The organism is Streptomyces sp. NBC_01476 (assembly GCF_036227265.1).
Classification (GTDB): domain Bacteria; phylum Actinomycetota; class Actinomycetes; order Streptomycetales; family Streptomycetaceae; genus Actinacidiphila.
In genome coordinates this window covers 420,415-444,066 of sequence record NZ_CP109446.1, presented here as the reverse complement: position 1 = coordinate 444,066, position 23,652 = coordinate 420,415, and the positions used below count along the sequence as shown (strand labels likewise).

The following is a 23,652-nucleotide window of genomic DNA, read 5'->3' as shown; positions in this document are numbered from 1 at the left end:
GGCCCGTGCCGGGTCCAATGACTGTTCCGCACAGCGCATCCCGGTTCGCGCATCACCGCAGGTCGCACGTCCCGCTGAGCCCCTGAGTGGGGGAGTGCGCGGGTTACGCTGGACGCATGACGGACTCGCCCCCACCCCCGCCTGCGGAGGACCTCGATCTGCGGCTCGTACGCTGCTTCACGGTCGTTGCCGAACTCCGGCACTTCGGGCGCGCCGCCGCTGTCCTGCACCTCACCCAGTCGTCGCTGAGCCGCCAGATCCGCCGCCTTGAGGAGCAGGTGGGCGCCCGTCTGCTGGACCGCACCCCGCAGGGCAGCCGGCTCACCGAGGCCGGCGAGGTCTTCCTGCCGCTGGCGACGGCGGTGCTGCGTTCCTCCACCCAGGCCGTCGTACGGGCCAGGGCCGCCGCCCGGCCCAGCCGTGTCACCATCGGCTACACCGCGAACCTCATCGTCACCCCGGCGGTAAGCGAGCTGCGCCGCAGGCACCCGGACGCCGAGGTGCGGACCCAGCACCTGTCCTGGCGCGAACCCCGGGCCGCGCTGCTGGAGCACCGGGTCGACGCGGTCGTCACGCGACTGCCGTTCGCCACCGACGACCTGCACGTGACGGTTCTCTACGACGAGCCCCGGGCGCTCCTGATCCCGCGCGACCACCGCCTGGCCGGCAAGGAATCCGTCACCCTCGACGACATCGCCGACGAACCGATGCCCCGGGCCGCCGACCCCGCCTGGAACGCCTTCTGGCGCATCGATCCCCGGCCCGACGGCAGCGCCGCGCCCGACGGCCCCCTCATCGACGCCGTCGAGGACAAGATCGAACTCATCGCCGCGGGGCAGGGTGTGGCCATCATTCCGGGGTCCGCCGGCGTCAGCGGCTTCCACTTCCGTCCCGACCTCACCACCGTGCCCCTCGAAGGCGTCGAGCCGAGCCACGTCGTGCTGGCGACCCGCGCTGGCGACCGCAGCCGGCTGGTGGCGGCCTTCGCCAAATACGCCGAATCCCACCTCACAGCCCTCGGCGCCCCGCGGTCGTCCGCCGGGCCCCCGGAGGCTCGTTGTCAGAGGGCTGTGTCACAGTGGGCGCATGCTGGGGATCGTGGCGCGGACGGAGGACGGTGAGCGGCGGCATGTCCGTTTGTCCGCCGAGGAGTTGACCGGGTTTGCCCGGCGCATCGGCGGCGGTTTCGACGGCTCGTCCGAGACCGCCGCGGCCGGCGTCCGTGCCGCCGGGGACCAAGATCCCGGCCGGGCGATCACCGTCACCCTCGCGGAGGGGCGGCCTCGCCGTGCCGGCTAGCGACCGACCCGCGTCCGGGGCCGGACGGGCATCCTCCGGCGGAGGCCCGCGGTGGCCTTGGCTTCTCGGGTGGTGCGCTGTCGGCGCCGGCCTGGCCACCGCACTGCTCGGGCTGCTGTCGATCGGGTTGTTCGTGCTGCCCGTCGCCGTCGTCGGCGGGCTGATCCTGTGGCGGACCGGTCCGGCCCTCGCGTGGCCCGGGCTGCTCTCCGGGGCGGGCGTGCTGCCGCTCTACGTCGCCTTCCTCAACAGGAGCGGCCCGGGAACGGTGTGCACCTCGACGCACGGCGGCCAGAGCTGCACCGACGAGTACACCCCGTGGCCGCTGCTCGCCGCGGGCCTGCTCCTGCTCCTGGGCGGGGTCCTGCTCCACCGGCAGCTCCTGCGCCGGGGCGGTCGCCCCGCCGGCTGACCGAGCACCGTGCGGCGCCGGAAGAAGGTCCAGCCGGGACCGCGGCCGTGACCGTGACTGCGGCCGTCAGCACGAAGCGGCGTGGGCGAGGTGGGTGGGCAGGGTGTGGGCCGGCGGGGAGTAGACGGTGCCGTCGTCCTGGTCCTGGCCGCCGCGGTAAAGGATGTTGAGGGCTTCCTCCATGGCCGGCGGCAGATGCGGGGGCGTGCCCTGGTAGCACTGGCGGAGCAGCGCGTGGTGGACACGGGTGGGCAGCAGGGAGAGGCCGCCGGGCTGACGCCGGGGCGTACGGGGACAGCCCGGGGTCTGCAGCAGGCGCGCCTGGTTGCGCCAGTGCTGGGCGGTGCGGTGCTGCCCGAGGTGGCGGTGGTGCAGGTAGAGGCAGAACGCCGCAGTGTGGCTCTCACCACCTGCCGCGTACTGCCACCAGAACTGTGCAGCTTCGCGGTGGCCGGTGAGGTGGAGCAGGGCGCCGAAGACGACCGCGCCCTCGGTGTGCGGGGTGGTGCTCTGGGCGAAGCGGGTCAGGGCCGCGGCGGCGCGGGGATCGCCCAGGACCAGCGAGACGGCCAGATGGAGGTCGCGGGCGGCGGTCTCGCGGATGGTACGGGCGCAGGCCGACACACACACCGGTTCCCGTGCCGCGCCCGGTGGCGCGTCCGTCGGCGGCGGGCGGTGGTGCTGACAGCCCGGCGCCGCCTCCGCGCCGTCGGTCCCGGCATCCGGCAGGTACGGGTGGAGCCCGGCGGTGGTGACGTCCTGGAGGACCTCGGCGTCCTCCAGGAGCGCGTCGAGACCGAAGGAGATGCCGCTTCGCTGCGGGCCGCTGGTCACTGTTCCTCCCTCAATTCCTTCATCTGCCGCGCCAGTCGGAGTTTGGCGTAACGGATGTGCGAGCGGACGGTCGCCTCGTTGACACCGAGGTAGCCCGCGACGTCCTGGTCGTCCGCGCCGAGGACGTACCGCAGCACGATGACGTCGCACTGGTTCTCCGGCAGCCTCGATATCGCCGTGTACAGGCCCAGTTCGCTCTCCAGGACGGCGAACTCGTCCTGCAGCTCGCGCAGCAGGATCTTGCGTACGGCGGCGTGGAAAGCGGCCGTCTCCGGCATGACCGGCAGGCGGTCGTGTTCGGCCAGCCAGACCGCCAGGTGGTCCTTGAGCACGGCCCAGGCGTAGGAGGGCACCGACTTCTGCCGCAGCGCGGCCTCCCAGTCCTGCTCCAACTGCTCGCGCACCGCCCGGACGATACGGGCGGCGGTCCTGCGGTTGCCGACCTGGAGGAAGGCGTACCGCAGCCAGAGCTTGGAGTGGTACGCGCAGAACGCGTCGAACGTCAGCAGTTCCCGGTGCGTGCCCCGTTGGGGCGGTATCAGCGAGGGGGCGGCGGCCGGGCGGTTCCGCGGGGCGTCGGTCACTGCGGCTCCGGATACTCGGGCGGGGCCGGCCGGGGGCACGCAGGCCGGAGTGACGGCGGGGCACCGCACGTTCCCGCCGCCAAGGGATACCGGGCAGGTGACCGCAGGCCACCGGCCAGGAGCCCAGCGGCGGCTCCCCGGACCACCGGTTGCTGTGGATCTATGGACACGGACGATCCGTTCGCTGGCACCGCGCCGCTCCGCCGTCGCGTGGGGCATCGGTGAGGAGGTGTTCCCTTACTCCTCAGCAAAGCGGACCGTATGCCCGGTTGTGCAAGACTGCTCCGGCCTTTTTTCGCCGAACGTGATCATGCGACTACGCGGGTGATCTTGCTCGGCGGTGCGGTAGTGCGGCGATGCCGGGGCGCGGGGGCGCGGAGACCCGCCGGGGGCGGCGGGACCCGGGATTCGGCCGAAGACCGACGCTTGTAGGCTTCCGCCGCCGGGGAACAACCAGGGGCGGCGGACCCCGGCGACCGCCCGTTCGCCGCCCGGCGGCACAACGCACAGGTGCGAGGGGGACCGTGATGAGCGACGGCAACGGAGCCGGGCAGATCGATCTGCGGATGGACCGGCCGCATTCTGCCCGCATGTACGACTACTACCTCGGGGGCTTCACCAACTTCCCCGCCGACCGCGAAGCCGCCGGGCAGGCCATGAGCGCCTTTCCGTCCGTACTGGTGGCCGCCAGGGCCAACCGCCGCTTCGTGCACCGCTCCAGCCGCTACCTCGCCGCGCGCGGCCACCGTCAGTTCCTCGATGTCGGCACCGGTATCCCCACCTCGCCCAACCTGCACGAGATCGTCCAGGGCGTCGACCCCACCGCCAAAGTGGTCTACGCCGACAACGACCCCATCGTCCTGGCCCACGCGGCGGCCCTCCTGCAGAGCACGCCGGAAGGCCGTACGGCCTATGCCCAGGCCGACATCACCGACCCCGCCGGCCTGTTGAACGCACCCGGGGTCCGCGACACCCTGGACCTCGGCGAGCCGGTCTCCCTCAGCCTCAACGCCATCCTCCACTTCGTCCCCGACGAGCTGGGGGCGCATGCCATCGTCGACGAGCTCAAGGACCGGCTCGCTCCCGGCAGCACGCTGACGATGACTCACCTGACGGCCGACTTCGACCCGGAACCCGTGCACCGGCTCGTCGCCGCCTACCGGGCGGCCGGCACCGCGGGACAGGCCCGCACCCGGGAGGAGTTCGCCGCCTTCTTCCACGGCTGGACCCTGCTGGAGGAAGGCGTCACCCCCACCTCACGGTGGAATCCGGACCGCGAAGAGGACCAGGGCAACATCACCGACGCGGAGGCGGCCTGTTACGCCGCCGTCGCCGTCAAGCCCTGACCGCTCCGGTTCACGGCGGACGGGGCGCTGCCCGGGGGCCCGGCGTCGGGGGAGGGGTCCGGCCGGGCCCGCCCCACGCCCGCCGGCGGGCGCAACGGCCTCGACCGGCGCTTCCCCGGCTTCGCCGAGGCGCTGCCGCGCCGGCCGTCGCGGCGATCGTGCTCTCGCCGACCGGGCCGGGACCGCGGTCCCCGCGTGCCTGTCACGCCGGGGTCAGACAGCATCCGCGGGGACGCTGATGAGCCCTGTGACGCGCGCGAGGTCGAGCTTGGTCTCGTCCTCGCTGCCGGGCGCCGCGGTGAAGATGACGATCTTGAGGTCCGTGTCGGCGTCGCCGAGCACGTCGCAGTCGACGGTGATGTCACCGACCGCGGGGTGGTGGATGGTCTTGTGGTCCTCGGCGTGCGCGCCGACCGCGCCTTCCTGCCACAGCCGGGCGAACCGGGCGTTCCCCTCGACGGTGCGGCGGATCAGCTCCGTCACCCGCGGGTCGCCGGGATAGCGCGCGGACGCCCGGCGGAGGTCGGCCACGATCGCCCGGTCCGAGGTCTCGGCGTTCTGCATGTCGACCCGCCAGCCGGCCACCCGTCCGCGGTCGGCGGCCACCGGGAAGCGCGACCGTACGAGATTCCGCTCGTCCGGCGCCAGGGCCGACAGGTCCCCGAGGAGCGCGGCCCAGCCGTGGTTCCACCACAGCAGCCGCCAGTCGGCCGCGAACACCGCCACCGGTGTCTTGCCGAGCCGTCCGACGACGCGCTGCACGCCGGGCGGAATGTGGTCGCTGACCATGCCGTCGTGCGGCGGCTGCAGACCGGCCAGCCGGTAGAGGTGGTCGCGCTCGTCGCCACTCAGCCGCAGCGCCCGCGCCAGCGACCCGGCGACCTGCGCCGACGGGGTGGTCGCCCGGCTCTGTTCCAGCCGCACGATGTAGTCGACCGAGACGCCGGCGAGATCGGCGAGTTCCTCGCGGCGCAGCCCCACGGCCCGACGCACCCGGCCGGCCGGCAGCCCGACCTCGGCCGGCGTGAGCCGCTCTCGCCAGGCGCGGATCGTGGCTCCCAGGCCGGTCGCATCTATGCTCATCTCCCCATTGTGCGCCGGTCGGGAAGCCGGAGGGTGGTACTGCCGTTCCTACCGGCGAGGGATCCCTGGCTGCTTCCCCCCGGGCCGCGCACAGTGGAGACATGACCATCACCTTCATCACCGGGGCCAACAAGGGTCTCGGCCACGAGACAGCCCGCCGCCTCGCCGAACTCGGCCAGACCGTCGTCCTCGGCGCCCGTGACCGCGAGCGCGGCCAGGATGCCGCGGACCGGATCGGCGTCCGCTTCGTACCGATCGACGTCACCGACGACGCGTCCGTCGCCGCGGCGGCGTCCGACATCCTGGAGCACGAAGGGCACATCGACCTCCTGATCAACAACGCCGGGATCATGGAACCCCGCGTCCCCGCCGGGGAACTCACCTCCGCCGACGCCGCCAACGTCTTCCAGACCAATGTGATCAGCGTCGTCCGTGTCACAAGCGCGTTCCTGCCCCTGCTGCAGAAGTCGCAGCACCCGGCGGTGATCAACGTCAGCAGCGGGGTGGGGTCGCAGGCCCTCACGCACGACCCGGACCGGGTCGAGTCGAAGGTCGTCTCCCCGCTGTACGCGGCGTCCAAGGCCGCGGTGACGATGCTGACCATCCAGTACGCGAAGGCGCTGTCCGGCGTCCGCGTGAACGCCGTCGACCCCGGGTACACCGCCACCGACCTGAACGGGCGCCGGGGTCAGCAGACCGTGACCGAGGGGACCGACGCGATCGTCGCACTGGCGACCGAGACCTCCGACGCCGGTACGGGCCGCTTCGTCGACCGCTTCGGCCCCGTCCCCTGGTGACGGGCGCGGCCGGACTCTGATCGCCGGAGCCGCGCCGGTTCAGCTACACAGCCAACTGTGCAGTTGGCTGTGTAGCTGCTAGGTTGGGGACATGAGCGGACAGCGGGCGGATGCGTCCCTTCTGGCGGGGGAACTCCGGGTCGTCCTCGGACAGCTGCTGCGAAGGCTGCGCGAGCAGACGGAGGGCAGTGACCTCACGAGGTCGCAGTCATCGGTACTGTCACGCCTGGAGCGGGAGGGCTCGGCCACGGCCACGGCTCTCGCGCGCGCCGAAGGTGTTCGGCAGCAGTCGATGGCGAAGATCATCCACGCTCTGCAGGACGCCGGGCTGGTCAGCGGCTCCCCGGATCCGAACGACGGCCGGAAGAGCCTGCTGAGCCTCACCGAGACCGCACGTGAGCAGTTCCGCACCGGACGCCGCGCGAAAGAGGACTGGCTGACCAACGCCATCGAGACCAGCCTCTCGGCCGAGGAAATCGGACAGCTCTCGTCGAGTACGGAGCTGCTCAGACGGCTGGCGCAGTCGCTCTGACCGCGCCCGGCCCCGCACCCCCCCCGCACGCGCCGGCGGCCACGCGCCGCCGTCACGCGGGCGCAGGTTCCCCGGTGTCCCACTGTCCCGCTGCCCTCACCCTGACCGAACCGTCACCCGAAGGATCCGGCATGCCCCTGACCACCCTTGACCCGAAGACCGCCCTGATCGTCGTCGACCTCCAGAAGGGCATCGTCGAGATACCTCTCGCACACCCGGTCGCCGGCATCGTCGACCGCTCGGCGGCTCTCCTGAAGACGTTCCGCGGACTCGGCCTTCCGGTCGTGCTCGTCAATGTCGCGGGAGCGCCGGCCGGCCGCACCGACGCCGGACCCGGTGCGGGCCGCTCCTTCCCCGACGGCTGGACCGACCTCATCCCGGAACTGGACCGGCAGCCCGACGACCTCCTCGTCACCAAGCACGCGCGCAGCGCCTTCGCCAGGACCGGCCTGGCGGACCGGCTCCACGCCCTTGGTGTCACCCAGGTGGTCATCACCGGCATCGCCACCAGCAGCGGGGTGGAGTCGACCGCCCGTGACGCCCATGAACTGGGCTTCCATGTGACGCTGCCCGTCGACGCCATGACCGACACGGAACTCGCCCGGCACGAGCACAGCGTGGCCCATATCTTCCCGCGCATCGCCGAGACGGGCACCACCCAGGACGTGCTGGACACCCTGTCCGACCGGAGGTGACCGCCGCGACCGCGGCCCCCGCCGCCGGCCGCCCGTGAACCGGACTCAGAGCTGGGAGCCGCCTCCGTCGACGGGGAACTCCGCACCTGTGGTGAAGGTGGCGTCGAACGCCAGGAACGCCACCGCCTTGGCGATCTCGGCGGAGTCCCCGAATCGCAGCATGGGGTTCTCCGCGGCCATCTGCGCCCTGGTCTGCTCGGCGGCCTCCTTCGGCATCGACTTCTCCAGAATTCCGGTGTCGATGGGACCGGGGCTGATCGCGTTGACGCGAATCCCCCGCGGCAGGAGTTCGCGGGCGAGACTCCGTGTCATGGAGCGCAGCGCGGCCTTGCTGGCGGAGTAGGCGCCGCGGGACTCGCTCCCGGCTCGGATCTCGATCTGCGGCTGGTCCGGTACTTCACGGTCGTGGCGGAGCACCTGAACTTCGGCCGGGCCGCCATCGCGCTGCACCTGGCCCAACCGTCACTCAGACGAGGAACTCGTCGCCTGCACCAGCACGGCGGCGATCTGGTCACGGCCTCTCGGACCCGGCCAGGACGGCCGGCCGGCACCCGCCGGTCCCGGCGTCGACGACAGCTTCGAGGACAAGCTCGAACTCGTCGCGGGAGGCCACGCCATCGCCATCCTGCCGGCCGGCGACCGGCGCAGCACCCTGCGCGCGGACCTGGCCACCCTTCCCATCGAGGGGATCGACCCCTGCCAGGTGGTGCTGGTCACCCGCGCCAGTGACCCCAACCCCCTGGTCGCGGCCTTCCGCGCGTCCGCCCGCACCCGGCTCACGGGCGGCAACTAGCGCGGTGACCATGGATGTTCGCCGGGGCTGAGCCCTCAGGTGCGGCTCCGGTACGAAGGCTTGCGGCGTTTCCGGAGGCCCGGACGGTGTGAGCGCCGCCGCCTGTCGCTTCGGGGTCACCTCGGGGTGACGCGGCCACTTCAGGACTCCGCGGTGCGGAACTGGGCGAGCAGGACCTTGATGCGGTCGGCGTTGTGCCCGGGGCGCAGCCGGTCGTCGCGGCCGAGCATGACCAGTCCGTGCAGCGCCGCCCAGAGGACCTCGGTGAGGGTGTCGATGTCGCGTGCGGCCGGAATGGTGGCGACTGCCTCGCGCAGTTCGCCGAATGCCTGGGCCAGCGGCGCCGGGGTGTCCTCCGCGCCGAAGCGCAGGTGCGTGGGCCGTGTGAACATCGCGTCGTAGAGCGCGGGGTTCTCGGCGGCGAAGCCGCTGAAGGCGGCAGCGACCCGGCCGAGCTCGTCGGCGGGCGTGGCACTCCCGAGACGAGCCGCGCGCAGCGTCTCGGCGAGTTCGCCGAAGCCCTCCACCGCGACGGCTTCGACGATGTCCTCCATCGACCCGAAGTGCTTGTAGAGCACCGGCTGGCTGTACTCGATCGCGGCGGACAGCCTGCGCGTGGTGACCGCGTCCCAGCCTTCGCTCTCTGCCAGGGTGCGCGCCGTCGCCGTGATGAGCCGGCGACGGGCGGTGCGCTCGCGTTGCCGGCGGTCCTCGATAGCCATACCTGACAGTATCACCGCTAGAACGGCTAGCGTCGCTATTGACGGAAGCATGGCTAAGGGTTAGCGTTGCTAGTGCTAGCAACGCTAACCACCGTAAGGACACCGACATGACCACCCCCGAACGCCGCCTCGCCGACCTCTTCGTCGAGATGGGCAACACCCACAACCCGGACCTGGTGGACCGCTTCGTCGCTGAGGCCTACATCAACCACAACGACTTCGTCAGCGACGGACGCGAGGCCAACCGCCAGTTCTGGACCGCGTTCTACACCGGCCTGCCCGACGTGAGCGTCACGATGGAAGACCTGATCGTCTCCGGTGACCGCGTCGTGGGCCGCTTCACGTACCGCGGCACCCACACCGGGGACCTCCTGGGCATTCCCGCCAGCGGCGCGTCCGTCGAGATGCGCAGCATCGACATCTGGCGCGTCAAGGACGGCATGTTCGTCGAGCACTGGGACGAGCTGAACCTGATGCAGGTCTTCCAGCAGGTCGGCGCCCTGCCGCCGCTCGGCGGTCCCGAGGCCCGGGCATGACACTGCTCGCGCACCTCGCGGCGCTCCTGGCGATCATGAGCACGGGAGTCGTCTACGGCACCGATGTCTTCTGCGCGCCCGTCCAGCGCTCCGTCACCGTCGCCCGCACAACCGTTCCGCCCGGCGGCGGGTCCAACGGGCAGGACCAGCCGCGGGCGGAGCGCGGGATCGCGTCGCCCCGCCCGTCAAGAAGGGGGACCCACGATGAGATCCGGCACCTACCTCTCCACGTTATGCGTCGCGGCAGTCATGACCGCGACCGCGGTGATCACCGCGACCACCGCGACCACCGCGACCTCCGCGACCGCCGGTCCGGCCGCGGTCGCGGCACCGGGAGCCGCCACGGCCCGCCACCAGGCGGTTCCGGCCGCCGGCCCCGCGTGGCACACCGTCCAGGCGGGGAAACTGTCCAGCTCCGCCTTCCTGTTCGAGGTGGCGACGGCCGGTGCGGACGCCGCATGGGCGGTCGGGAACCAGACCGTGGGCGGGGTCACCAGCGGCGTCATCCTGCACTGGGACGGCACCGCGTGGCGGCGGCAGCCCACCCCGGGGGTGCCGGCGACCGGTGTCTGGCACGCCGTCACCGCGGCGTCGGCGCACGACGTATGGGCCTACGGCTGGAGTCAGACCCGCGAGACGCTGGCCCACTACGACGGCAGAAGCTGGACGGCCGTCGCCCTCCCGGAGCTGCCGCCCGAGCAGATCTACGGATTCGCCAAGATCGCCGCGGTGCCCGGCCGGCTGTGGGTGGTGAACGACACCAGCATCGCCACGTACTCCGGTGGCACCTGGCAGCGCACGGCCCTGGGAAGCGGCGTCTTCATCACCTCGATCGAGGCGCACAGCGCCACCGACGCCTGGGCGGTGGGAGAGTCCGGCGACGTGCCGGGAGGCCGGTCGGTGGCCCTGCACTGGAACGGCCACGCATGGAAGGACGTCTCTCCCGCCGGGAGCAAGCTCATCCTGTCCGACGTCTACCGCGAATCGGCCCGCAGCGTCTGGGCCGCCGCGGTCACCCAGGCCGACGAGGACAACCCGCCGCAGACCCGCGTCCTGCACTGGAACGGCCGCACCTGGAAGGACGTCACCGGCCCCCTGACCGGCCTGGTCTCCGGCGAGATCAGCGGCGACGGCAGGGGTACGGTCTGGGTCTCGGGCGACCCGGCCGGCTTCGAGGGCCCCGCGGTCTACTGGCGCCACCGCGGCGGAGTCTGGACGTCGGCCGTGGGAGACACCGTCCCCGGCGGCGTGACGCAGTCCTACACCGTCCAGGATCTGGCACCCATCGGCCGCACCGGCCGGTTCTGGTCCGTGGGCAGCTACGAACTCCTTGTCGGCGAGGCCACCTCGGCCACGTACGAACTGATCCAACGCTCGCCCCGCTGACCTTCCCGCTCCCACCGGCCGGCCCGGCGGATCCGGTACGGGGCGCGAGTGCTCGGGGTGCTCGGGGCGCTCAGGGCGCTCAGGGCGCGCCGGCCGCGCCGGGCCGCAGTCCGTCGAGGAGCAGCCGGACCACCGCGTGCGCGCCTTCTTCCCAGTCGGGCTGGTCGTGCGACGTGCAGATGCCGCCCATCGCCCGGAAGACCGTTGCCGGGGCGACGTCGGCGCGGAGGGCGCCGGCCTCGACCGCGGCGGCCATGATCAAGGCGATGGCCTCGGTCATGGCCGCCCGGCCCCTGGCGAAGACCGGTGAGCCGGTGTTCATGACGTTCTGCAGGGCGACGGCCATTCCCTGGCTGGCCGCCGAGTGGGCGATGAGCTGCCCCAGGAACTCCCGCAGCGCCTCGTAAGGGGTGACGGTCTCCAGCAGCCGTGGTGCCGCCGCGCACAGGTCCTCCACCCGCTGCCGGTAGACGGCCTCGACGATGGCCTCGCGGGTCTCGAAGTGGCGGTAGAGCGTGCCCACCCCGACCCCCGCGCGGCGGGCGATCTCCTCGATGCGGATGTCCGGCCGCCCGGCGTCGAACGCCTCCCGCGCCGCTGCCAGCAGGGCATCGCGGTTGCGCAGGGCGTGCGCGCGCAGCGGCTTGCCGGCCGCCGTCCGTGGTGGCGGGCCACCGTGCGCGGAATGGCTGTCCAATGGCTTGTTCCTCCTGCCGGATGCCGGTCGGTCCACCGGCGCTGCGCTCCCTCGTCCCTCCTCGAAGCTTACCGGAATCAGATTCCGCTATGCTTGGCGGAATTATATTCCGGTTTCCGGCGGAAGAGCCCGGCCGGTGTCACCGCACCCCACGACGCCGCTCGCACCCTGCTTCTGCCGCCCCCGACACCCTCCTGAGGACCGAGACGATGCAGCACATGACGTTCGGCCGGCGTACCGGCCTGCGCGTGTCCGAGTACGCGCTGGGCACCGCCAACTTCTCCACCACGCCCGGCGCCGGCGCGGACCGTACGGAAGCCAGGGCGATCTTCGACACCTTCGCGGAAGCGGGCGGCACCTTCGTCGACAGCGCCGACCATTACCAGCGCGGGGAAGCCGAGACGGTGCTCGGGGAGTTGCTGGGCGCCGACCGGGACCACTTCGTCGTGGCGACCAAATACACCCGGGGGAGCGGCGACCACACCCGCATCGGCGAGACCGGGAACAGCCGCAAGGTGATGGTCCGCTCGCTGGAGGCGAGCCTGAAGCGGCTGCGGACCGACTACGTCGACGTGTACTGGGCGCATCTGCCCGACACGCTCACCCCCGTGGACGAGATCGTCGCGGCCTTCGACGACCTGGTCAGGGCCGGAAAGATCCATTACGGGGGTCTGTCCAACTTCCCCGCCTGGCGGGTGGCGACCGCCGCGACCGTGGCCGATCTGCGCGGGCGGGCGTCGGTCATCGGCGTGCAGACCGAGTACAGCCTCGCCGACCGCACCGCGGAGCGCGAACTGCTGCCCATGGCCGAGGCGTTCGGTCTCGGCGCCGCGCTCTACGCACCACTGGCCGGCGGCCTGCTGACCGGCAAGTACCGCCACGGCGACGAGGGGCGTCTCAGCAGGTGGGGCGGCGGGGTCCACACCGAGGACGGCGAACGCAAGACCGCGGTCGTCGACGCCGTCCTTGCCGTCGCCGAGGAGACCGGGGCCGGTGCCGGCCAGGTGTCGATGGCATGGCTGCGTCGCCGCGCCGCGCGCGCCGCCACCGCCCTCGTCCCGGTCATCGGGCCGCGCACCACCGCCCAACTCGGCGAGTACCTCGGCGCACTCGAAGTCCCTCTCACCGATGAGCAGTACGACCGGCTGGAACGGGCGAGCGCCGTCGTCCTCGGCACACCCCACGACACGAGCGCGGCGGGTCTGGCAGCGAGCCTCGGCGGCGACCCCCGGCGTATCGAACACCACCCCGTACCCGTGATCTGAGCACAGGGTGCCAAGGCGGCGCGCGTAAACCGTGAACGCGCCGCGAGCGACGCCCTTTCTTCGCGTCCGGCGGCTCATGTGCGGGCGCCAATTGCTCCGATCGGCTGACGCGTCGGCGGGGCCGACGTATCAGCCGGAGCCGCGACGACATTCTGCTTCCAAGGCCAATGGGGCGCCGACCGAAGGAGTGTTGTCGTGACAAGTGGCGGTACCGCGGGTGCGGTCGAACTCGACGACTCGTACGAGGACGCGCTGCCGGCCGAACGCAGGCGCCCGGGCAGCATCTTTGTGAGCTGGGCGAGTTCAACGGATCACAAGATCATTGGCTCGCTCTATCTCTGCACGTCCTTCGTGTTCTTTCTGCTCGGCGGCATCATGGCGCTGCTGATGCGCGCCGAACTCGCCAGGCCGGGCAGCCAAGTCCTGTCGAACGAGCAGTACAACCAGGCGTTCACGATGCACGGCACCGTGATGCTGCTGATGTTCGCGACCCCGCTCTTCGCCGGCTTCACCAACTGGATCATGCCACTGCAGATCGGCGCGCCCGATGTCGCCTTCCCGCGGCTGAACATGCTGGCCTACTGGCTCTACCTGTTCGGCTCGCTGATCGCGGTCGGCGGCTTCCTGACTCCGCAGGGCGCCGCCGACTTCGGCTGGACCGCCTACTCCCCGCTCTCCGACGCCGTACGCTCGCCCGGTGTCGGCAGCGACCTGTGGATCATGGGCCTGGCGTTCTCCGGCTTCGGCACCATCCTCGGCGCGGTCAACTTCATCACCACGATCATCTGCATGCGCGCCCCCGGCATGACGATGTTCCGGATGCCGATCTTCACCTGGAACGTGCTGCTCACCTCGGTCCTGGTGCTCTTCGCCTTTCCCGTCCTGGCGGCTTCCCTGCTCTGCCTGGAGGCCGACCGGAAGTTCGGCGCGCACATCTTCGAAGCCGCGAACGGGGGACCGCTGTTGTGGCAGCACCTCTTCTGGTTCTTCGGCCATCCGGAGGTGTACATCATCGCGCTGCCGTTCTTCGGGATCGCCTCCGAAGTGATCCCGGTCTTCGCGCGTAAGCCGATCTTCGGCTATGTCGGGCTGGTCGCGGCGACGATCTCCATCGCCGGTCTGTCGGTGACCGTGTGGGCGCACCACATGTTCGTCACGGGCGCGGTGCTGCTGCCGTTCTTCTCCTTCATGACCTTTTTGATCGCGGTGCCCACCGGGGTGAAGTTCTTCAACTGGATCGGCACGATGTGGCGGGGATCGCTGTCGTTCGAGACGCCGATGCTGTGGACACTCGGCTTCCTCGTCACGTTCCTCTTCGGTGGTCTGACCGGTGTCATCCTGGCCGCGCCGCCGCTGGACTTCCACGTCTCCGACTCGTACTTCGTGGTGGCGCACTTCCACTACGTGGTCTTCGGCACTGTGGTCTTCACGATGTTCGCCGGCTTCCACTTCTGGTGGCCGAAGATGACCGGGAAACTGCTGGACGAGCGGCTCGGCAAGATCACCTTCTGGACGCTCTTCTTCGGCTTCCACGGCACCTTCCTGGTCCAGCACTGGCTGGGCGCGGAGGGCATGCCCCGCCGGTACGCGGACTATCTGGCCGCTGACGGGTTCACCACGCTGAACACCGTCTCGACGATCAGCTCGTTCCTGCTCGGCCTGTCCATGCTGCCGTTCCTCTACAACGTGTGGAAGACGGCGAAGTACGGCAAGAAGGTCGAGGTCGACGACCCGTGGGGTTACGGCCGTTCGCTGGAGTGGGCGACCTCCTGCCCGCCGCCGCGGCACAACTTCCTCACCCTGCCGCGGATCCGCTCCGAATCCCCGGCGTTCGACCTGCACCACCCCGGTGTCTCGGCGCTCGAAGAGCGCACCAACCGCCCTGACAAGTCGGTCACCGTGGCGCCGGGGGACAAACACAAGTAGCGGCCGCAGCGAACCGGGGTGACTCGTGCGCACAGATGGGAACGACGACCGTGGGCTCGATCAGATCGAGAGCTATCTGCTGTGGAGCGCGGAGGTCGAGGAAGGGCGCCGGCAGGCGGCCCGCTTCACCGCGCATCTGCCGTGGCTCACCACCGCGCAGCGCGAGGAGGTCGAGCGGGTCTACCTCGCCGACCGGCTGGCCCTCTCACGTGCGACGCTGCACCGGATCGGCGATCGGGCGGCGGAACTCCGCGAGGAGTACGGCGAACGCTACCGGCACCTCAGAAGGCGCTGCGTAGGAACCGCGGTGGCCGGCGTCGGCCTGGCGCTCAGCGCGCTCGGCGCCACGGTCTTCCTCACCCGGTGACACCGCCCCGCGCGCGCCCGCACGACATGCCGAACGTCCCGCGGTCGCTGGTCGGGCGGGATCTCCCCTGCCGGCTCGCCACGGCCGGTCGAATGCGGTCCCGTCAGCGACCCCCGTAGCAACCGTCGCTTCGACCCGGCGGCCCGGCCCAACCGGAATCGCCACGTACCTGGCAACGACCGATATCGACCAGTTCGCCGGCATCGAAGCGGAGGTCCGCACGCACTACGAGGGATTGACGGCCACCGACGAGGGAGAACGCATCTCCTACGTCCACGCCGATGTCCGGGAACCGGAGAAGATCCTCGAAGCGGCGCGCGGGCACCTCGACTTCGACCGGCGGCGACGATCTGGTCAGTTGGCGAACTCGTACTGCTTCGAGCGAGGTGCGTAGCTGAATCCGGCGAAAGGCCAGGTACGCCGCAGCCAGGTGTCGATGACGTGGTAGAGCGGAGCATCCAGATGGGCGTAGTCCTTGCGCACCCAGGAGCGGACGACAGCGTGCCCGGGCCGGCCGGCAGGGTAGATGTACACACAGCCGATCACGTCGTCGTCCTCGCTCATCACGGAGTACGTGAATCCCGCGCGCGTGCGGAAGTCGGCGGCGTGCTGGACGAGATCACCCATGTTCTCGTCGATGGTCATGGAAGTCGGCCAGCTGTACTTCTCGAAACCGGGGGTACGCCGGATGTGTTCCATGCTTGTGGTCCAGGCCCGGTAGTCGCGTTCGTTGTGTTCGGGGCCGAGGGGGACCAGGCGGAACTTCCCCTTGATGAATCCGTCGGGCACTTCGAAGTCGGCCGGCACGAAGGTGCCGCCCACCGGCATACCGTTCCCGGAGGGCATGTCCGCCGACTGGTTCATCCGTTGTCACCCATTCCCGAAGATTCCGGCGGAACGCCAGGACCACCGACTCTGCACCGCGTGGCCGTTGTGGACCCTGACGCCCGATTTCTCCGCCAGCATACCAACGGGTGCTCGGGACTCCAGCCCGACGGTATCGGGTTCACATCGGTTTCGCACTCACCCAATCACGATGGAACTGACGCAGTGTCGAGTCCAGGTAGAGCGGCTCGATCGTCACTCCGCCCTGGGCGTCGGGGCGTTCGATGGACAGATATGCCCAGACCCCTTCTGCCGAGATGTTGTCCTGATGCCGCTCCCACAGGATCGGTTCCTGGCGCTTGATCAGCGGCACATCGAGATCCAGGATGCAGACCGAGCTGATGAGTTCCCTGTTCAGGGAGCGGAATTGCAGGAGCTCACGGGAGAGTTCCACCGGAACGCCGCTGCGGACCACCAGCTCCCGGAACGATTCGACGGCCGCGGTCCACGCCTCGCGCTCGCCGTAGAGCAGGTACTGGTACGGACGGCCGGAGCGCAGATTGGTGGAGACCACCTCGAAGAAGGCGCCCGGTTCGTCGCCCTGGGTGTCCGACTGGAACAGGCGTGTCATGATGCGCATCCGGGTGATGCACGCCTCCAGTCCGATCGCCTCGGCGTCGGTGACGAAGCCCACCGGCCCCCAGCCCTCGCTCTCCTCGGCCAGGTCGCGGGCGACATCGCTGATCTTGGCTTCCAGGCGACGGCTGATCCGGGTGAACATGTCCAGGTGCCGCCCGCCGAGGTCGCTGGACTCGACGATGGCGCGCCGGATCTGAGCCCGTACGCCGACGGGGTCGTCGGGGGTCTGCGGGCGCGGCCGCTCGCCGAACACGAGGTAGTCCAGGCTGACGTTGAAGAAGTCGGAGATACCGACGAGGGTGTCGAAGCTGGGTCTGATCCGGCCGTGCAAGTAGTGCGAGATCGTCGCCTCGTTGACGCCGAGCGCACGGGCCAGTTTTTTCCTGTTCCCAGCTAGTCCCGGGCTGTCCAGCAGGGCGCGCAGAGATGCCTCGAACGCAACCCGTCGCGGTTCCAGGGCCATGGTCAGTACCTCAACACAGGTTCATTCCGCCGTCGGTGAGCCACCGGTTTATTCAGGCTATCGGCCGCTGCCTCCCCAGTAAAGAAGGGCGTTGATACCCCATCAGGTCCGACCGTACGGTGAAGCCAGTGAGGGGCTGGGAGGCAGTCATGATCCGTGTCAGGGGCCGATTACCGCGATCACCACGGCTGCGTCGCCGGGTGGCCGTATCCGTCGCCGCGCTGATCATGGCACTTCCTCTGCTGGTGCAGCCGGAACTCTGGCAGTACCTCACCGCCGCGATCCTCGTACACGACATCATTCTGCGGCTGCGCGGCAGCGAGAACGACCAGCCGGAAATCCGGACAGCACCACGGCCACGTCCAGCGGAGGAAGAGCGAGATGAGAGCATCGGTCAGACTTCCGAATCTGACACAGTACGAACATCTGGGAATCGACCGTGAGTTCAATCTGGCGGACGGTCATGCCCACCAGTTCCAGGATCCCGCGCAGCAGCGGATCATCCGGCAGTTGCCCATTCTCTTCGCGGAAAGCGCGGCGCTTCCGCAACGGGATGCCGAAAGGGAATTCCAGCGGCATTTCTACCGACTCGCCGGTCAGCTGTCCGCGGCTGACCGGCCGCACACGCTGCTGTGCCACTCGGCGTCCACGTCCATCGACCTCATCGCGGCCTTCCTCAGCACCCGGGGGATACCGGTCGGCCTGCTGCGGCCCTGCTTCGACAACCTGCCGGGCATACTGCGCCGGCGCGGCGTGATGCTCCAGCCGGTCACGGAGGCGGAACTCACCGGCCCCGGGCTGGAGCGTCTGCTCGCCTCAGGCGGACAGGGAGCGCTGTTCCTGACGCTGCCCAACAACCCCACCGGATTCGAACTGGGCGAGCCGGAATTCGCCCGGCTCGCCGAGGGGTGCGCCGCGTCCGGCACCCTTCTCGTTCTCGACTGGACGTTCCGCTTCTTCGGCCGCTACGAGCGATGGGACCAGTACGCGGTGCTGGAGCGCTCCGGAGCCTCCTACCTCTGTGTCGAGGACACCGGGAAGACGTGGCCGACCCTCGACATGAAGTGCAGCGTCCTGGCCACCAGCGAGGATCTGTACGGGTCTGTTTACGAGCTGCACAACGACCTGCTGCTCAACGTCAGCCCGTTCGTGCTGCGTCTGCTGACCCGGTACCTGGAGGACTCCGGGCGGCGCGGTCTGGAGGCGACGGTGCGCCGGCTGGTCCGGAACAACCGCGCGGTCCTGCGGCAGGCACTGGAGGGCACCGTGCTGAGCCCGGCCGAACCTGGCCGGACGATCAGCGTCGAGTGGGCGCGGATCGAGTCCCCTGGGCTCAGCGCGTTGGAGGTGGTTGATCTGCTGGGCGGCGCGGACGTCGGGATCCTGCCGGGCGACCACTTCCACTGGGACGATCCGGCGGCCGGCTCCCGCTTCGTCCGGTTCGCACTCGCCCGCGACCCGGAGGTGTTCGCCGCCGCCTGCGCCCGGGTGCGGGCCGCACTGGGCGGCCAACGGCCGCCCGAGCGGTGGACCGGTGCGGCATGAGGATCATCTATCTCGACGAGCCGACGTACCTGCCCGGCGCCTGGCGGCTGCGGTTCGCCGAACTGGGCGACTTCGAGGTCTACGACGACCGGCCCGATCCCGCGACGGCCGCGGCCAGGCTGAGCAGCGCCGATGCCGCGATCGTGGAGTGGACCCACCTCGACTCCGCCCTGCTGGCCGAGGTCAGCAGGCTGCGCTACCTCACCTTGGTGACCAGCGGTTTCGACACCGTGGATCTGCCGGCCGCGCAGGCCCGCGGGATCACGGTGGCCCACTGTCCCGACTACTCGTGCCAGGCGGTGGCCGAGCACACGTTCGCACTGCTGCTGGCGGTGAGCCGCCGGCTGCCGGCCGCCGACCTCGCGGTACGGCGGGGCGCAGGCCATCTCTACCGGCCGTTTCTCGGCAGGCAGCTCGGCGGCGCGACGCTGGGGCTGCTGGGGACCGGCCGGATCGCCACCGCCGTCGCCAGGATCGCCAGCGGCTTCGGCATGCACGTCATCGGCACCAACCGCACCGGCGCCCCCGCGCCCGGCATCACCCTCGTCCCCCTCGACGAGCTGCTGAGGCGCAGCGACGTACTCTCCCTGCACCTGCCGCTCAATGCCGCCACCCGGCAGATCCTCGATGCGGAACGTCTGGCCGCGCTCCGGCCGACGGCGGTACTGGTGAACACCTGCCGGGGCGCCCTTGTCGACCAGCAGGCGCTGGCCGGCATGCTCACCGACGGCCGCCTCGCAGGAGCCGCACTCGACGATCTCACGGAGGAAGGCGCGGAGCAGCTGCGCGGGAGCGGCAACGTTGTGCTCAGCCCCGGCATCGCCTGGTACACGGACACCGCACGCACCGCGAACCTCGCCGAGATCCACCACAACCTGGCCTCGTACCTCGCCGGCCAGCCGGCCAACGTGCTGACCGGCCCCGCCTGATCCGTACTGCCCCGGCAGTCGGCTTTCCGGGACGGCCGGCCCACCCTGCCCCCTGGTAGTCCTCCGGAAGATCGCAGGGGGAGCACCGTGAGCCATGCGCCGACCGGTCCGGTGAGAGGGCCGGTGACCTCGGGCCAACGGCGCCGCACCTCGTCGTTCAGCCGGGGCAACGCCTCGATGCCGTGCCACGTCGGGTCGGACGCGCCGAAGTGGAGTCGGCCGACCCGCGCCACCACGACAGCTCCGAGACACATCGGACAGGCAGCCGCTCGCGGCTGCGCGGGCACGCGGACGCGTGAAGCTGGAGTCCGCACGCTCACTCTCGTGAAACACCCGGGAAACCGGCGCTTCCTAGACTCCGAAGGATGCACCTGACGGTCCTTGACGCCCCCACCGAGTGGAGCCGATTCGCCGAAGGCTCCATCGAACGCCGTATGCTCACCGCTCTCGGCGACGCGCTCGGCGTGCCGCTGCGTCCGAAGCCGCTCATGCTGCCGGACGGCAGCCGCGTCGAGGTCGAGGGCATCGACGCCAGGGGCTGTCTGCTCGTGCAACTCGTCAGCAACCAGGGCGCCTACAAACCCGCCTACCGCAACAAGGTCATGGCCGACATGTTCAAGCTGCTGTGGCTGCGGGACTCGGTGCCCACCGCCGAGCGCACCGTGCTCGTCGTCACCGAACTGATCGTCCAGGCGCTCGGCGGCTGGGTGGCCCGCGCCGCCGCCGAACTCGGCATCGAGATCTACGTTTTCGACGGCAACACGGTCGTAACGCTGCGGCGCCCCGCGTAAAAGGGGCGACATCGGCGGCAGCGCACGGCCGAAACACACAGTGGCTACGGTCGGAGAACCTAAGCGGATTTCCGCGTGGCAGTCAGCCGAACTCGCTACGCACGCTCTCCGACTTCCAGGATCGGGCCCATGCGCCCGCGACATGGATGGGAGCGTGAAGGTGCCAGCAACGCCTGCACTGGAATTGCGGTCCGTGCGCCAGGCCTACGGCTTCGGGCCGGCCGCGACGGTCGCCCTCGACAACGTCTTCCTGACGGTGCCGCCCGGCCGCTTCGTCAGCCTCATCGGGCCCAGCGGCTGCGGCAAGTCCACGCTGCTGCGCCTCGTCGCAGGCCTCGAACAACCCGACCGCGGCGACGTCCGCGTGCACGGTGTCACACCCGACAAGGCGTGCGCCGCCAAGCTGATCGGTCTGGTGCCGCAGAGCCCGGCCCTGCTGCCGTGGATGTCCGTGCTCCGGAACGTCACACTGCCGCAGAAGATCAACCCAGGCGCCGCCAAACGCCGCGAGCGCATTGCCGGCTTCACCGAACGCGAGACCGCGCCGGCCGCCCCCGACATGCGGGAACTCCTGGTCAAAGCAGGTCTCGGCGAGGCCCTGCACAAGCTGCCTGCCCAGCTCTCCGGCGGCATGCGGCAGCGCGTCGCGATCGTGCGCGCCTTCGGCCTGCGGCCCGATGTGCTCGTCATGGACGAACCCTTCTCCGCGCTGGACGAGTTCACCCGCGAAAGCCTCCAGGACCAACTGCTCGATCTGTGGGACGAGCTGAAGACGACGGTCCTGTTCGTCACCCACTCGGTGTCCGAGGCCGTCCGGCTCTCCGACACCGTGGTCGTCATGGCCCCGAATCCCGGCCGGATCGTGGAGACCATCGAGGTCGACCTGCCCCGGCCGCGCGGTGAACGCCTCTTCGGGGAGCGCCGCTTCCACGAGTACGAGGACCTGATCAGAGACCGGCTGCGCCGCGCCTGGCACAGCGACGCCGCGTGAGTGGGGGTTCAACGACATGACCGTAGCCGAGGAACGCACCACCGCCGCGTCCGTGGCGGAACAGCCGGCCGAACCGTCGCGCTTCAGCCTCAGCCATCCGAAGTCCCGGCTGGCCTGGATCCGCCCCTCCATGTGGCTGCCGCTCGTGGTGATGCTGGCGGTTCTCGCCGTCCTGTGGCAGTACGGCGCCAGGAAACTGCCGTACCTGCTGCCGTCACTGCCGGACATCGGCAGGTCGCTCACCTCGAACCTCGGCTACTACGTCGACAACGCCCTGGTCACCCTGGGCGAGGCGACCGCCGGGCTCGCGATGGGGTTCGCCGCCGCGTTCCTCCTCGCGGTCTTGACCAGCGAACTCCCGCTCGTGCGCAGGGCGGTCATGCCGATCGCGGTCGTCCTCAATGTCACCCCACTGGTGGCGATCGCGCCGGCCCTGGTCGTGGCCTTCGGCTTCGGCCCGCTGCCCAAGCTGATCATCACCGGCCTGATCTGCTTCTTCCCGATCCTCATCAACACCGCGGTCGGCCTGCGGTCCGTGCCGCAGCAGGTGCTGCAGGTGTACCGGACGATGGACGCCGGCCGTATCGAACTGCTCTGGCACCTGCGCATCCCCAACGCGCTGCCCTTCCTCTTCGCCGCGCTGCGCATCGTCTTCCCGCTGTCGATCATCGGCGCCGTGGTGGCCGAGATGTCGGCGGCCGGCTCGACCCGCGGCCTCGGCACGGCGATCAGCGTGGCCTCGTCCATGAACCAGCTGCCGGTCGTGTACGCGTCGATCTTCGTCCTCGCGCTGATGGGCGTACTGCTCCTGCTCGCCGTCACGCTCGTCGAGCGGCGCGCGCTGCACTGGCACGACAGCGCCCAGGACTGACCCGCCGACCCCACCACTGCACCATCACCACCGATCACACCCAACCGTCGCCATCGCGCACGGCCACCACGGCCGGGCGCCCGGTGATCCATGCCCGCATTCGCACCACCCCCGGCGCAACGCCAGTTTGGAGTCACCCATGCAGCACCGTCTGATCAGATCCGGGTTCGCCGGCCTCGCCGCCGTCGCGCTGACCGCCGCCGTCGCGGGATGCGGCTCGGGTTCGGGCGACAGCACCCCGGCGGGCTCGAAGGGTTCCGCGATCTCCGCCAAGCGCTGCGCCGAGAACAAGGCGGCCGGCAAGATCACCTATCTGTCCGGCTACCAGTACCAGTCGTCGGTGTCGATCCTCGAATACATCGCCGCCGCCAAGCTCGGCTACTTCAACGACCTCTGCCTCTCCGTCACCCTCAAGCCAGGCACCGGCGACACGGCGCAGAACACCAAACTGCTGGCCAGCGGGCAGGCGACGGTGTCCGCCGTCGCCGAACAGGACGTCATCCAGGCCCAGGCGAACGGCATCGACATCGAGGGCATCTCCTCGTACTCCAACGCCGGCCTGGACATCCTGATGACGAACAAGGACATCACCAAGCTCACCCAGCTGGACGGCAAGGTGGTCGGCCACAAAGGCTACGTGCCGGCCGCCGTCGAGGCGATGCTCGTCAAGGCCGGGGTCGCGTGGGACTCGCTCAAACTGGTGAAGGAGGGATACGACCCCTCCGTACTGCCCCGCAGGCAGGGCGGCCTCGAAGCGCTCACCGGCTTCATCTCCAACGAGCCGAACCAGCTCAAGGCGGCCGGCAAGGACGTCACCGTGTGGAAGCCCGTCGACTACGGCATCCCCAGCTCCATCGGCGCGATGGCGGTGAACCCGGCGTTCGCCAAGGCGCACCCGCAGGCCGTCGAGGACGTCCTGCGCGCGGCACTGCACGCCTACGACTACTGCTCGTCCAGCGAGCAGCACCTCACCGAATGCGTCGGCTACGCGGCGCAGCTGTCCGGCCCGACGTACGACAAGGCGCTGAACGCGACCATCTGGAAGACCGAGACGCAGGTCGTCAAGGAGAACCCGACACCGGGACAACCGCTGGGCGGCATCGACCCCGCCAACGTGGCGAAGCTCGTCGACATGCTGCACCAGTTCAAGATCGTGCCGGCCGACGTGACCGCGGACCGCGCCAAGGGGTGGTTCGACACCTCGTTCATCAGCAGTGTCTACGCCGCAGGCAAGCTCGTCTGGCCCGCACCGTAGCCGCGCCGGCCCGGGGCGGCGCAGCCGGTCCCCGGCCTGCCCGAGCGGTTTGAAGAATCTCACGGAAAG

24 protein-coding genes and 2 pseudogenes are annotated in these 23,652 nt (G+C 70.2%); 18 read left to right on the top strand and 8 right to left on the bottom strand.

The window, feature by feature from the left end:
- Positions 1–116 precede the first annotated feature (116 nt).
- Together OG552_RS01940 and OG552_RS01935 are read left to right on the top strand one after the other, a co-directional pair.
- Positions 117–1,121, top strand: a complete 1,005-nt coding sequence (locus tag OG552_RS01940; protein WP_329128996.1) for a LysR family transcriptional regulator — start codon at positions 117–119, stop codon at positions 1,119–1,121.
- A 311-nt stretch (positions 1,122–1,432) separates the two neighbouring features.
- A complete protein-coding gene (locus OG552_RS01935; RefSeq protein ID WP_329128994.1) occupies positions 1,433–1,711 on the top strand; it encodes a hypothetical protein in 279 nt (92 codons plus the stop codon).
- A 66-nt stretch (positions 1,712–1,777) separates the two neighbouring features.
- Here the strand turns inward: OG552_RS01935 and OG552_RS01930 are convergent, their stop codons facing one another.
- Both OG552_RS01930 and OG552_RS01925 read right to left on the bottom strand, forming a co-directional pair.
- Positions 1,778–2,545 carry a hypothetical protein gene (locus tag OG552_RS01930; RefSeq protein ID WP_329128992.1) on the bottom strand — a complete coding sequence of 256 codons (768 nt, stop codon included), beginning with the start codon at positions 2,543–2,545 and terminating at the stop codon, positions 1,778–1,780.
- On the bottom strand, positions 2,542–3,129 hold the full coding sequence (locus OG552_RS01925) for an RNA polymerase sigma factor (RefSeq protein ID WP_329128990.1): 588 nt from the start codon (positions 3,127–3,129) through the stop codon (positions 2,542–2,544). Before OG552_RS01925 ends, OG552_RS01930 begins: the two co-directional genes overlap by 4 nt.
- Positions 3,130–3,656: 527 nt before the next feature.
- Here OG552_RS01925 and OG552_RS01920 point away from each other — a divergent pair.
- Positions 3,657–4,475 (top strand): SAM-dependent methyltransferase, encoded by an 819-nt coding sequence (locus OG552_RS01920; protein WP_329128988.1) that lies wholly within the window; start codon positions 3,657–3,659, stop codon positions 4,473–4,475.
- A gap of 213 nt (positions 4,476–4,688) precedes the next feature.
- On the opposite strand, the gene OG552_RS01915 is transcribed toward OG552_RS01920, so the two are convergent.
- Positions 4,689–5,558, bottom strand: a complete 870-nt coding sequence (locus OG552_RS01915) for a helix-turn-helix domain-containing protein (RefSeq protein WP_329128986.1) — start codon at positions 5,556–5,558, stop codon at positions 4,689–4,691.
- Positions 5,559–5,659: 101 nt separating this feature from the next.
- On the opposite strand from OG552_RS01915, the gene OG552_RS01910 reads away from it, so the two are divergent.
- The 3 genes from OG552_RS01910 to OG552_RS01900 all read left to right on the top strand — a co-directional run bounded on the left by OG552_RS01910 (position 5,660) and on the right by OG552_RS01900 (position 7,582).
- Entirely contained in the window at positions 5,660–6,355 is a 696-nt protein-coding gene (locus OG552_RS01910) for an SDR family NAD(P)-dependent oxidoreductase (protein ID WP_329128985.1), read from the top strand.
- Between the two features lie 91 nt (positions 6,356–6,446).
- On the top strand, positions 6,447–6,887 hold the full coding sequence (locus OG552_RS01905; RefSeq protein ID WP_329128984.1) for a MarR family winged helix-turn-helix transcriptional regulator: 441 nt from the start codon (positions 6,447–6,449) through the stop codon (positions 6,885–6,887).
- A gap of 131 nt (positions 6,888–7,018) precedes the next feature.
- Entirely contained in the window at positions 7,019–7,582 is a 564-nt protein-coding gene (locus tag OG552_RS01900) for an isochorismatase family cysteine hydrolase (RefSeq protein WP_329128982.1), read from the top strand.
- A gap of 45 nt (positions 7,583–7,627) precedes the next feature.
- Here OG552_RS01900 and OG552_RS01895 read toward each other — a convergent pair.
- A pseudogene (locus OG552_RS01895) lies at positions 7,628–7,927 on the bottom strand (SDR family NAD(P)-dependent oxidoreductase); the annotation flags it as partial.
- Positions 7,928–7,999: 72 nt separating this feature from the next.
- Here OG552_RS01895 and OG552_RS36365 point away from each other — a divergent pair.
- Positions 8,000–8,077, top strand: a pseudogene (locus tag OG552_RS36365) (hypothetical protein); the annotation flags it as partial.
- A 438-nt stretch (positions 8,078–8,515) separates the two neighbouring features.
- Here the strand turns inward: OG552_RS36365 and OG552_RS01885 are convergent.
- Positions 8,516–9,097, bottom strand: coding sequence for a TetR/AcrR family transcriptional regulator (locus OG552_RS01885; protein ID WP_329128979.1), 582 nt, complete (start codon positions 9,095–9,097; stop codon positions 8,516–8,518).
- A gap of 107 nt (positions 9,098–9,204) precedes the next feature.
- On the opposite strand from OG552_RS01885, the gene OG552_RS01880 reads away from it, so the two are divergent.
- A complete protein-coding gene (locus OG552_RS01880) occupies positions 9,205–9,633 on the top strand; it encodes an ester cyclase (protein ID WP_329128977.1) in 429 nt (142 codons plus the stop codon).
- Positions 9,634–9,882: 249 nt separating this feature from the next.
- On the top strand, positions 9,883–11,019 hold the full coding sequence (locus tag OG552_RS01875; protein ID WP_329128975.1) for a hypothetical protein: 1,137 nt from the start codon (positions 9,883–9,885) through the stop codon (positions 11,017–11,019).
- A gap of 79 nt (positions 11,020–11,098) precedes the next feature.
- Here the strand turns inward: OG552_RS01875 and OG552_RS01870 are convergent, their stop codons facing one another.
- Positions 11,099–11,716, bottom strand: coding sequence for a TetR/AcrR family transcriptional regulator (locus OG552_RS01870; protein ID WP_329128973.1), 618 nt, complete (start codon positions 11,714–11,716; stop codon positions 11,099–11,101).
- A 209-nt stretch (positions 11,717–11,925) separates the two neighbouring features.
- On the opposite strand from OG552_RS01870, the gene OG552_RS01865 reads away from it, so the two are divergent.
- From OG552_RS01865 to OG552_RS01855, 3 genes are all read left to right on the top strand, one after another.
- Positions 11,926–12,981: an aldo/keto reductase gene (locus tag OG552_RS01865; RefSeq protein WP_329128971.1), complete on the top strand. Its 1,056-nt coding sequence runs from the start codon at positions 11,926–11,928 to the stop codon at positions 12,979–12,981.
- A gap of 195 nt (positions 12,982–13,176) precedes the next feature.
- Positions 13,177–14,907 (top strand): aa3-type cytochrome oxidase subunit I, encoded by a 1,731-nt coding sequence (ctaD, locus tag OG552_RS01860; RefSeq protein ID WP_329128969.1) that lies wholly within the window; start codon positions 13,177–13,179, stop codon positions 14,905–14,907.
- Between the two features lie 25 nt (positions 14,908–14,932).
- Positions 14,933–15,274, top strand: a complete 342-nt coding sequence (locus OG552_RS01855) for a hypothetical protein (RefSeq protein WP_329128968.1) — start codon at positions 14,933–14,935, stop codon at positions 15,272–15,274.
- 354 nt (positions 15,275–15,628) lie between these two features.
- Here OG552_RS01855 and OG552_RS01850 read toward each other — a convergent pair whose 3' ends face one another.
- Positions 15,629–16,138: an N-acetyltransferase gene (locus OG552_RS01850; protein ID WP_329128966.1), complete on the bottom strand. Its 510-nt coding sequence runs from the start codon at positions 16,136–16,138 to the stop codon at positions 15,629–15,631.
- A gap of 142 nt (positions 16,139–16,280) precedes the next feature.
- Positions 16,281–17,201 (bottom strand): helix-turn-helix domain-containing protein, encoded by a 921-nt coding sequence (locus OG552_RS01845; RefSeq protein ID WP_329128964.1) that lies wholly within the window; start codon positions 17,199–17,201, stop codon positions 16,281–16,283.
- 381 nt (positions 17,202–17,582) lie between these two features.
- Between OG552_RS01845 and OG552_RS01840 the strand changes: the two genes are divergently transcribed.
- The 6 genes from OG552_RS01840 to OG552_RS01815 all read left to right on the top strand — a co-directional run bounded on the left by OG552_RS01840 (position 17,583) and on the right by OG552_RS01815 (position 23,583).
- Positions 17,583–18,746 carry an aminotransferase class I/II-fold pyridoxal phosphate-dependent enzyme gene (locus OG552_RS01840; RefSeq protein ID WP_329128963.1) on the top strand — a complete coding sequence of 388 codons (1,164 nt, stop codon included), beginning with the start codon at positions 17,583–17,585 and terminating at the stop codon, positions 18,744–18,746.
- Positions 18,743–19,675 carry a 2-hydroxyacid dehydrogenase gene (locus OG552_RS01835; RefSeq protein ID WP_329128961.1) on the top strand — a complete coding sequence of 311 codons (933 nt, stop codon included), beginning with the start codon at positions 18,743–18,745 and terminating at the stop codon, positions 19,673–19,675. The genes OG552_RS01840 and OG552_RS01835 overlap by 4 nt, the downstream gene beginning before the upstream one ends.
- Positions 19,676–20,040: 365 nt before the next feature.
- A complete protein-coding gene (locus OG552_RS01830) occupies positions 20,041–20,466 on the top strand; it encodes a hypothetical protein (protein WP_329128960.1) in 426 nt (141 codons plus the stop codon).
- 193 nt (positions 20,467–20,659) lie between these two features.
- Positions 20,660–21,457, top strand: coding sequence for an ABC transporter ATP-binding protein (locus tag OG552_RS01825; protein ID WP_329128958.1), 798 nt, complete (start codon positions 20,660–20,662; stop codon positions 21,455–21,457).
- A gap of 16 nt (positions 21,458–21,473) precedes the next feature.
- Entirely contained in the window at positions 21,474–22,328 is an 855-nt protein-coding gene (locus tag OG552_RS01820; protein ID WP_329128956.1) for an ABC transporter permease, read from the top strand.
- A 139-nt stretch (positions 22,329–22,467) separates the two neighbouring features.
- Complete coding sequence (locus OG552_RS01815; protein WP_329128954.1) at positions 22,468–23,583, top strand: ABC transporter substrate-binding protein; 1,116 nt, start codon at positions 22,468–22,470, stop codon at positions 23,581–23,583.
- Positions 23,584–23,652 lie beyond the last annotated feature (69 nt).

Bases quoted from the DNA above. Each gene is read 5' to 3' on its own strand.
- OG552_RS01905 (WP_329128984.1), top strand. From the start codon at position 6,447: ATGAGCGGACAGCGGGCGGATGCGTCCCTTCTGGCGGGGGAACTCCGG.
- OG552_RS01900 (WP_329128982.1), top strand. From the start codon at position 7,019: ATGCCCCTGACCACCCTTGACCCGAAGACCGCCCTGATCGTCGTCGAC.
- OG552_RS01845 (WP_329128964.1), bottom strand. From the start codon at position 17,201: ATGGCCCTGGAACCGCGACGGGTTGCGTTCGAGGCATCTCTGCGCGCC.
- OG552_RS01830 (WP_329128960.1), top strand. From the start codon at position 20,041: ATGCACCTGACGGTCCTTGACGCCCCCACCGAGTGGAGCCGATTCGCC.
- OG552_RS01850 (WP_329128966.1), bottom strand. From the start codon at position 16,138: ATGAACCAGTCGGCGGACATGCCCTCCGGGAACGGTATGCCGGTGGGC.
- OG552_RS01915 (WP_329128986.1), bottom strand. From the start codon at position 5,558: ATGAGCATAGATGCGACCGGCCTGGGAGCCACGATCCGCGCCTGGCGA.
- OG552_RS01820 (WP_329128956.1), top strand. From the start codon at position 21,474: ATGACCGTAGCCGAGGAACGCACCACCGCCGCGTCCGTGGCGGAACAG.
- OG552_RS01910 (WP_329128985.1), top strand. From the start codon at position 5,660: ATGACCATCACCTTCATCACCGGGGCCAACAAGGGTCTCGGCCACGAG.
- OG552_RS01865 (WP_329128971.1), top strand. From the start codon at position 11,926: ATGCAGCACATGACGTTCGGCCGGCGTACCGGCCTGCGCGTGTCCGAG.
- OG552_RS01885 (WP_329128979.1), bottom strand. From the start codon at position 9,097: ATGGCTATCGAGGACCGCCGGCAACGCGAGCGCACCGCCCGTCGCCGG.
- OG552_RS01920 (WP_329128988.1), top strand. From the start codon at position 3,657: ATGAGCGACGGCAACGGAGCCGGGCAGATCGATCTGCGGATGGACCGG.
- OG552_RS01840 (WP_329128963.1), top strand. From the start codon at position 17,583: ATGAGAGCATCGGTCAGACTTCCGAATCTGACACAGTACGAACATCTG.
- OG552_RS01835 (WP_329128961.1), top strand. From the start codon at position 18,743: ATGAGGATCATCTATCTCGACGAGCCGACGTACCTGCCCGGCGCCTGG.
- OG552_RS01880 (WP_329128977.1), top strand. From the start codon at position 9,205: ATGACCACCCCCGAACGCCGCCTCGCCGACCTCTTCGTCGAGATGGGC.
- OG552_RS01815 (WP_329128954.1), top strand. From the start codon at position 22,468: ATGCAGCACCGTCTGATCAGATCCGGGTTCGCCGGCCTCGCCGCCGTC.
- OG552_RS01940 (WP_329128996.1), top strand. From the start codon at position 117: ATGACGGACTCGCCCCCACCCCCGCCTGCGGAGGACCTCGATCTGCGG.
- OG552_RS01875 (WP_329128975.1), top strand. From the start codon at position 9,883: ATGACCGCGACCGCGGTGATCACCGCGACCACCGCGACCACCGCGACC.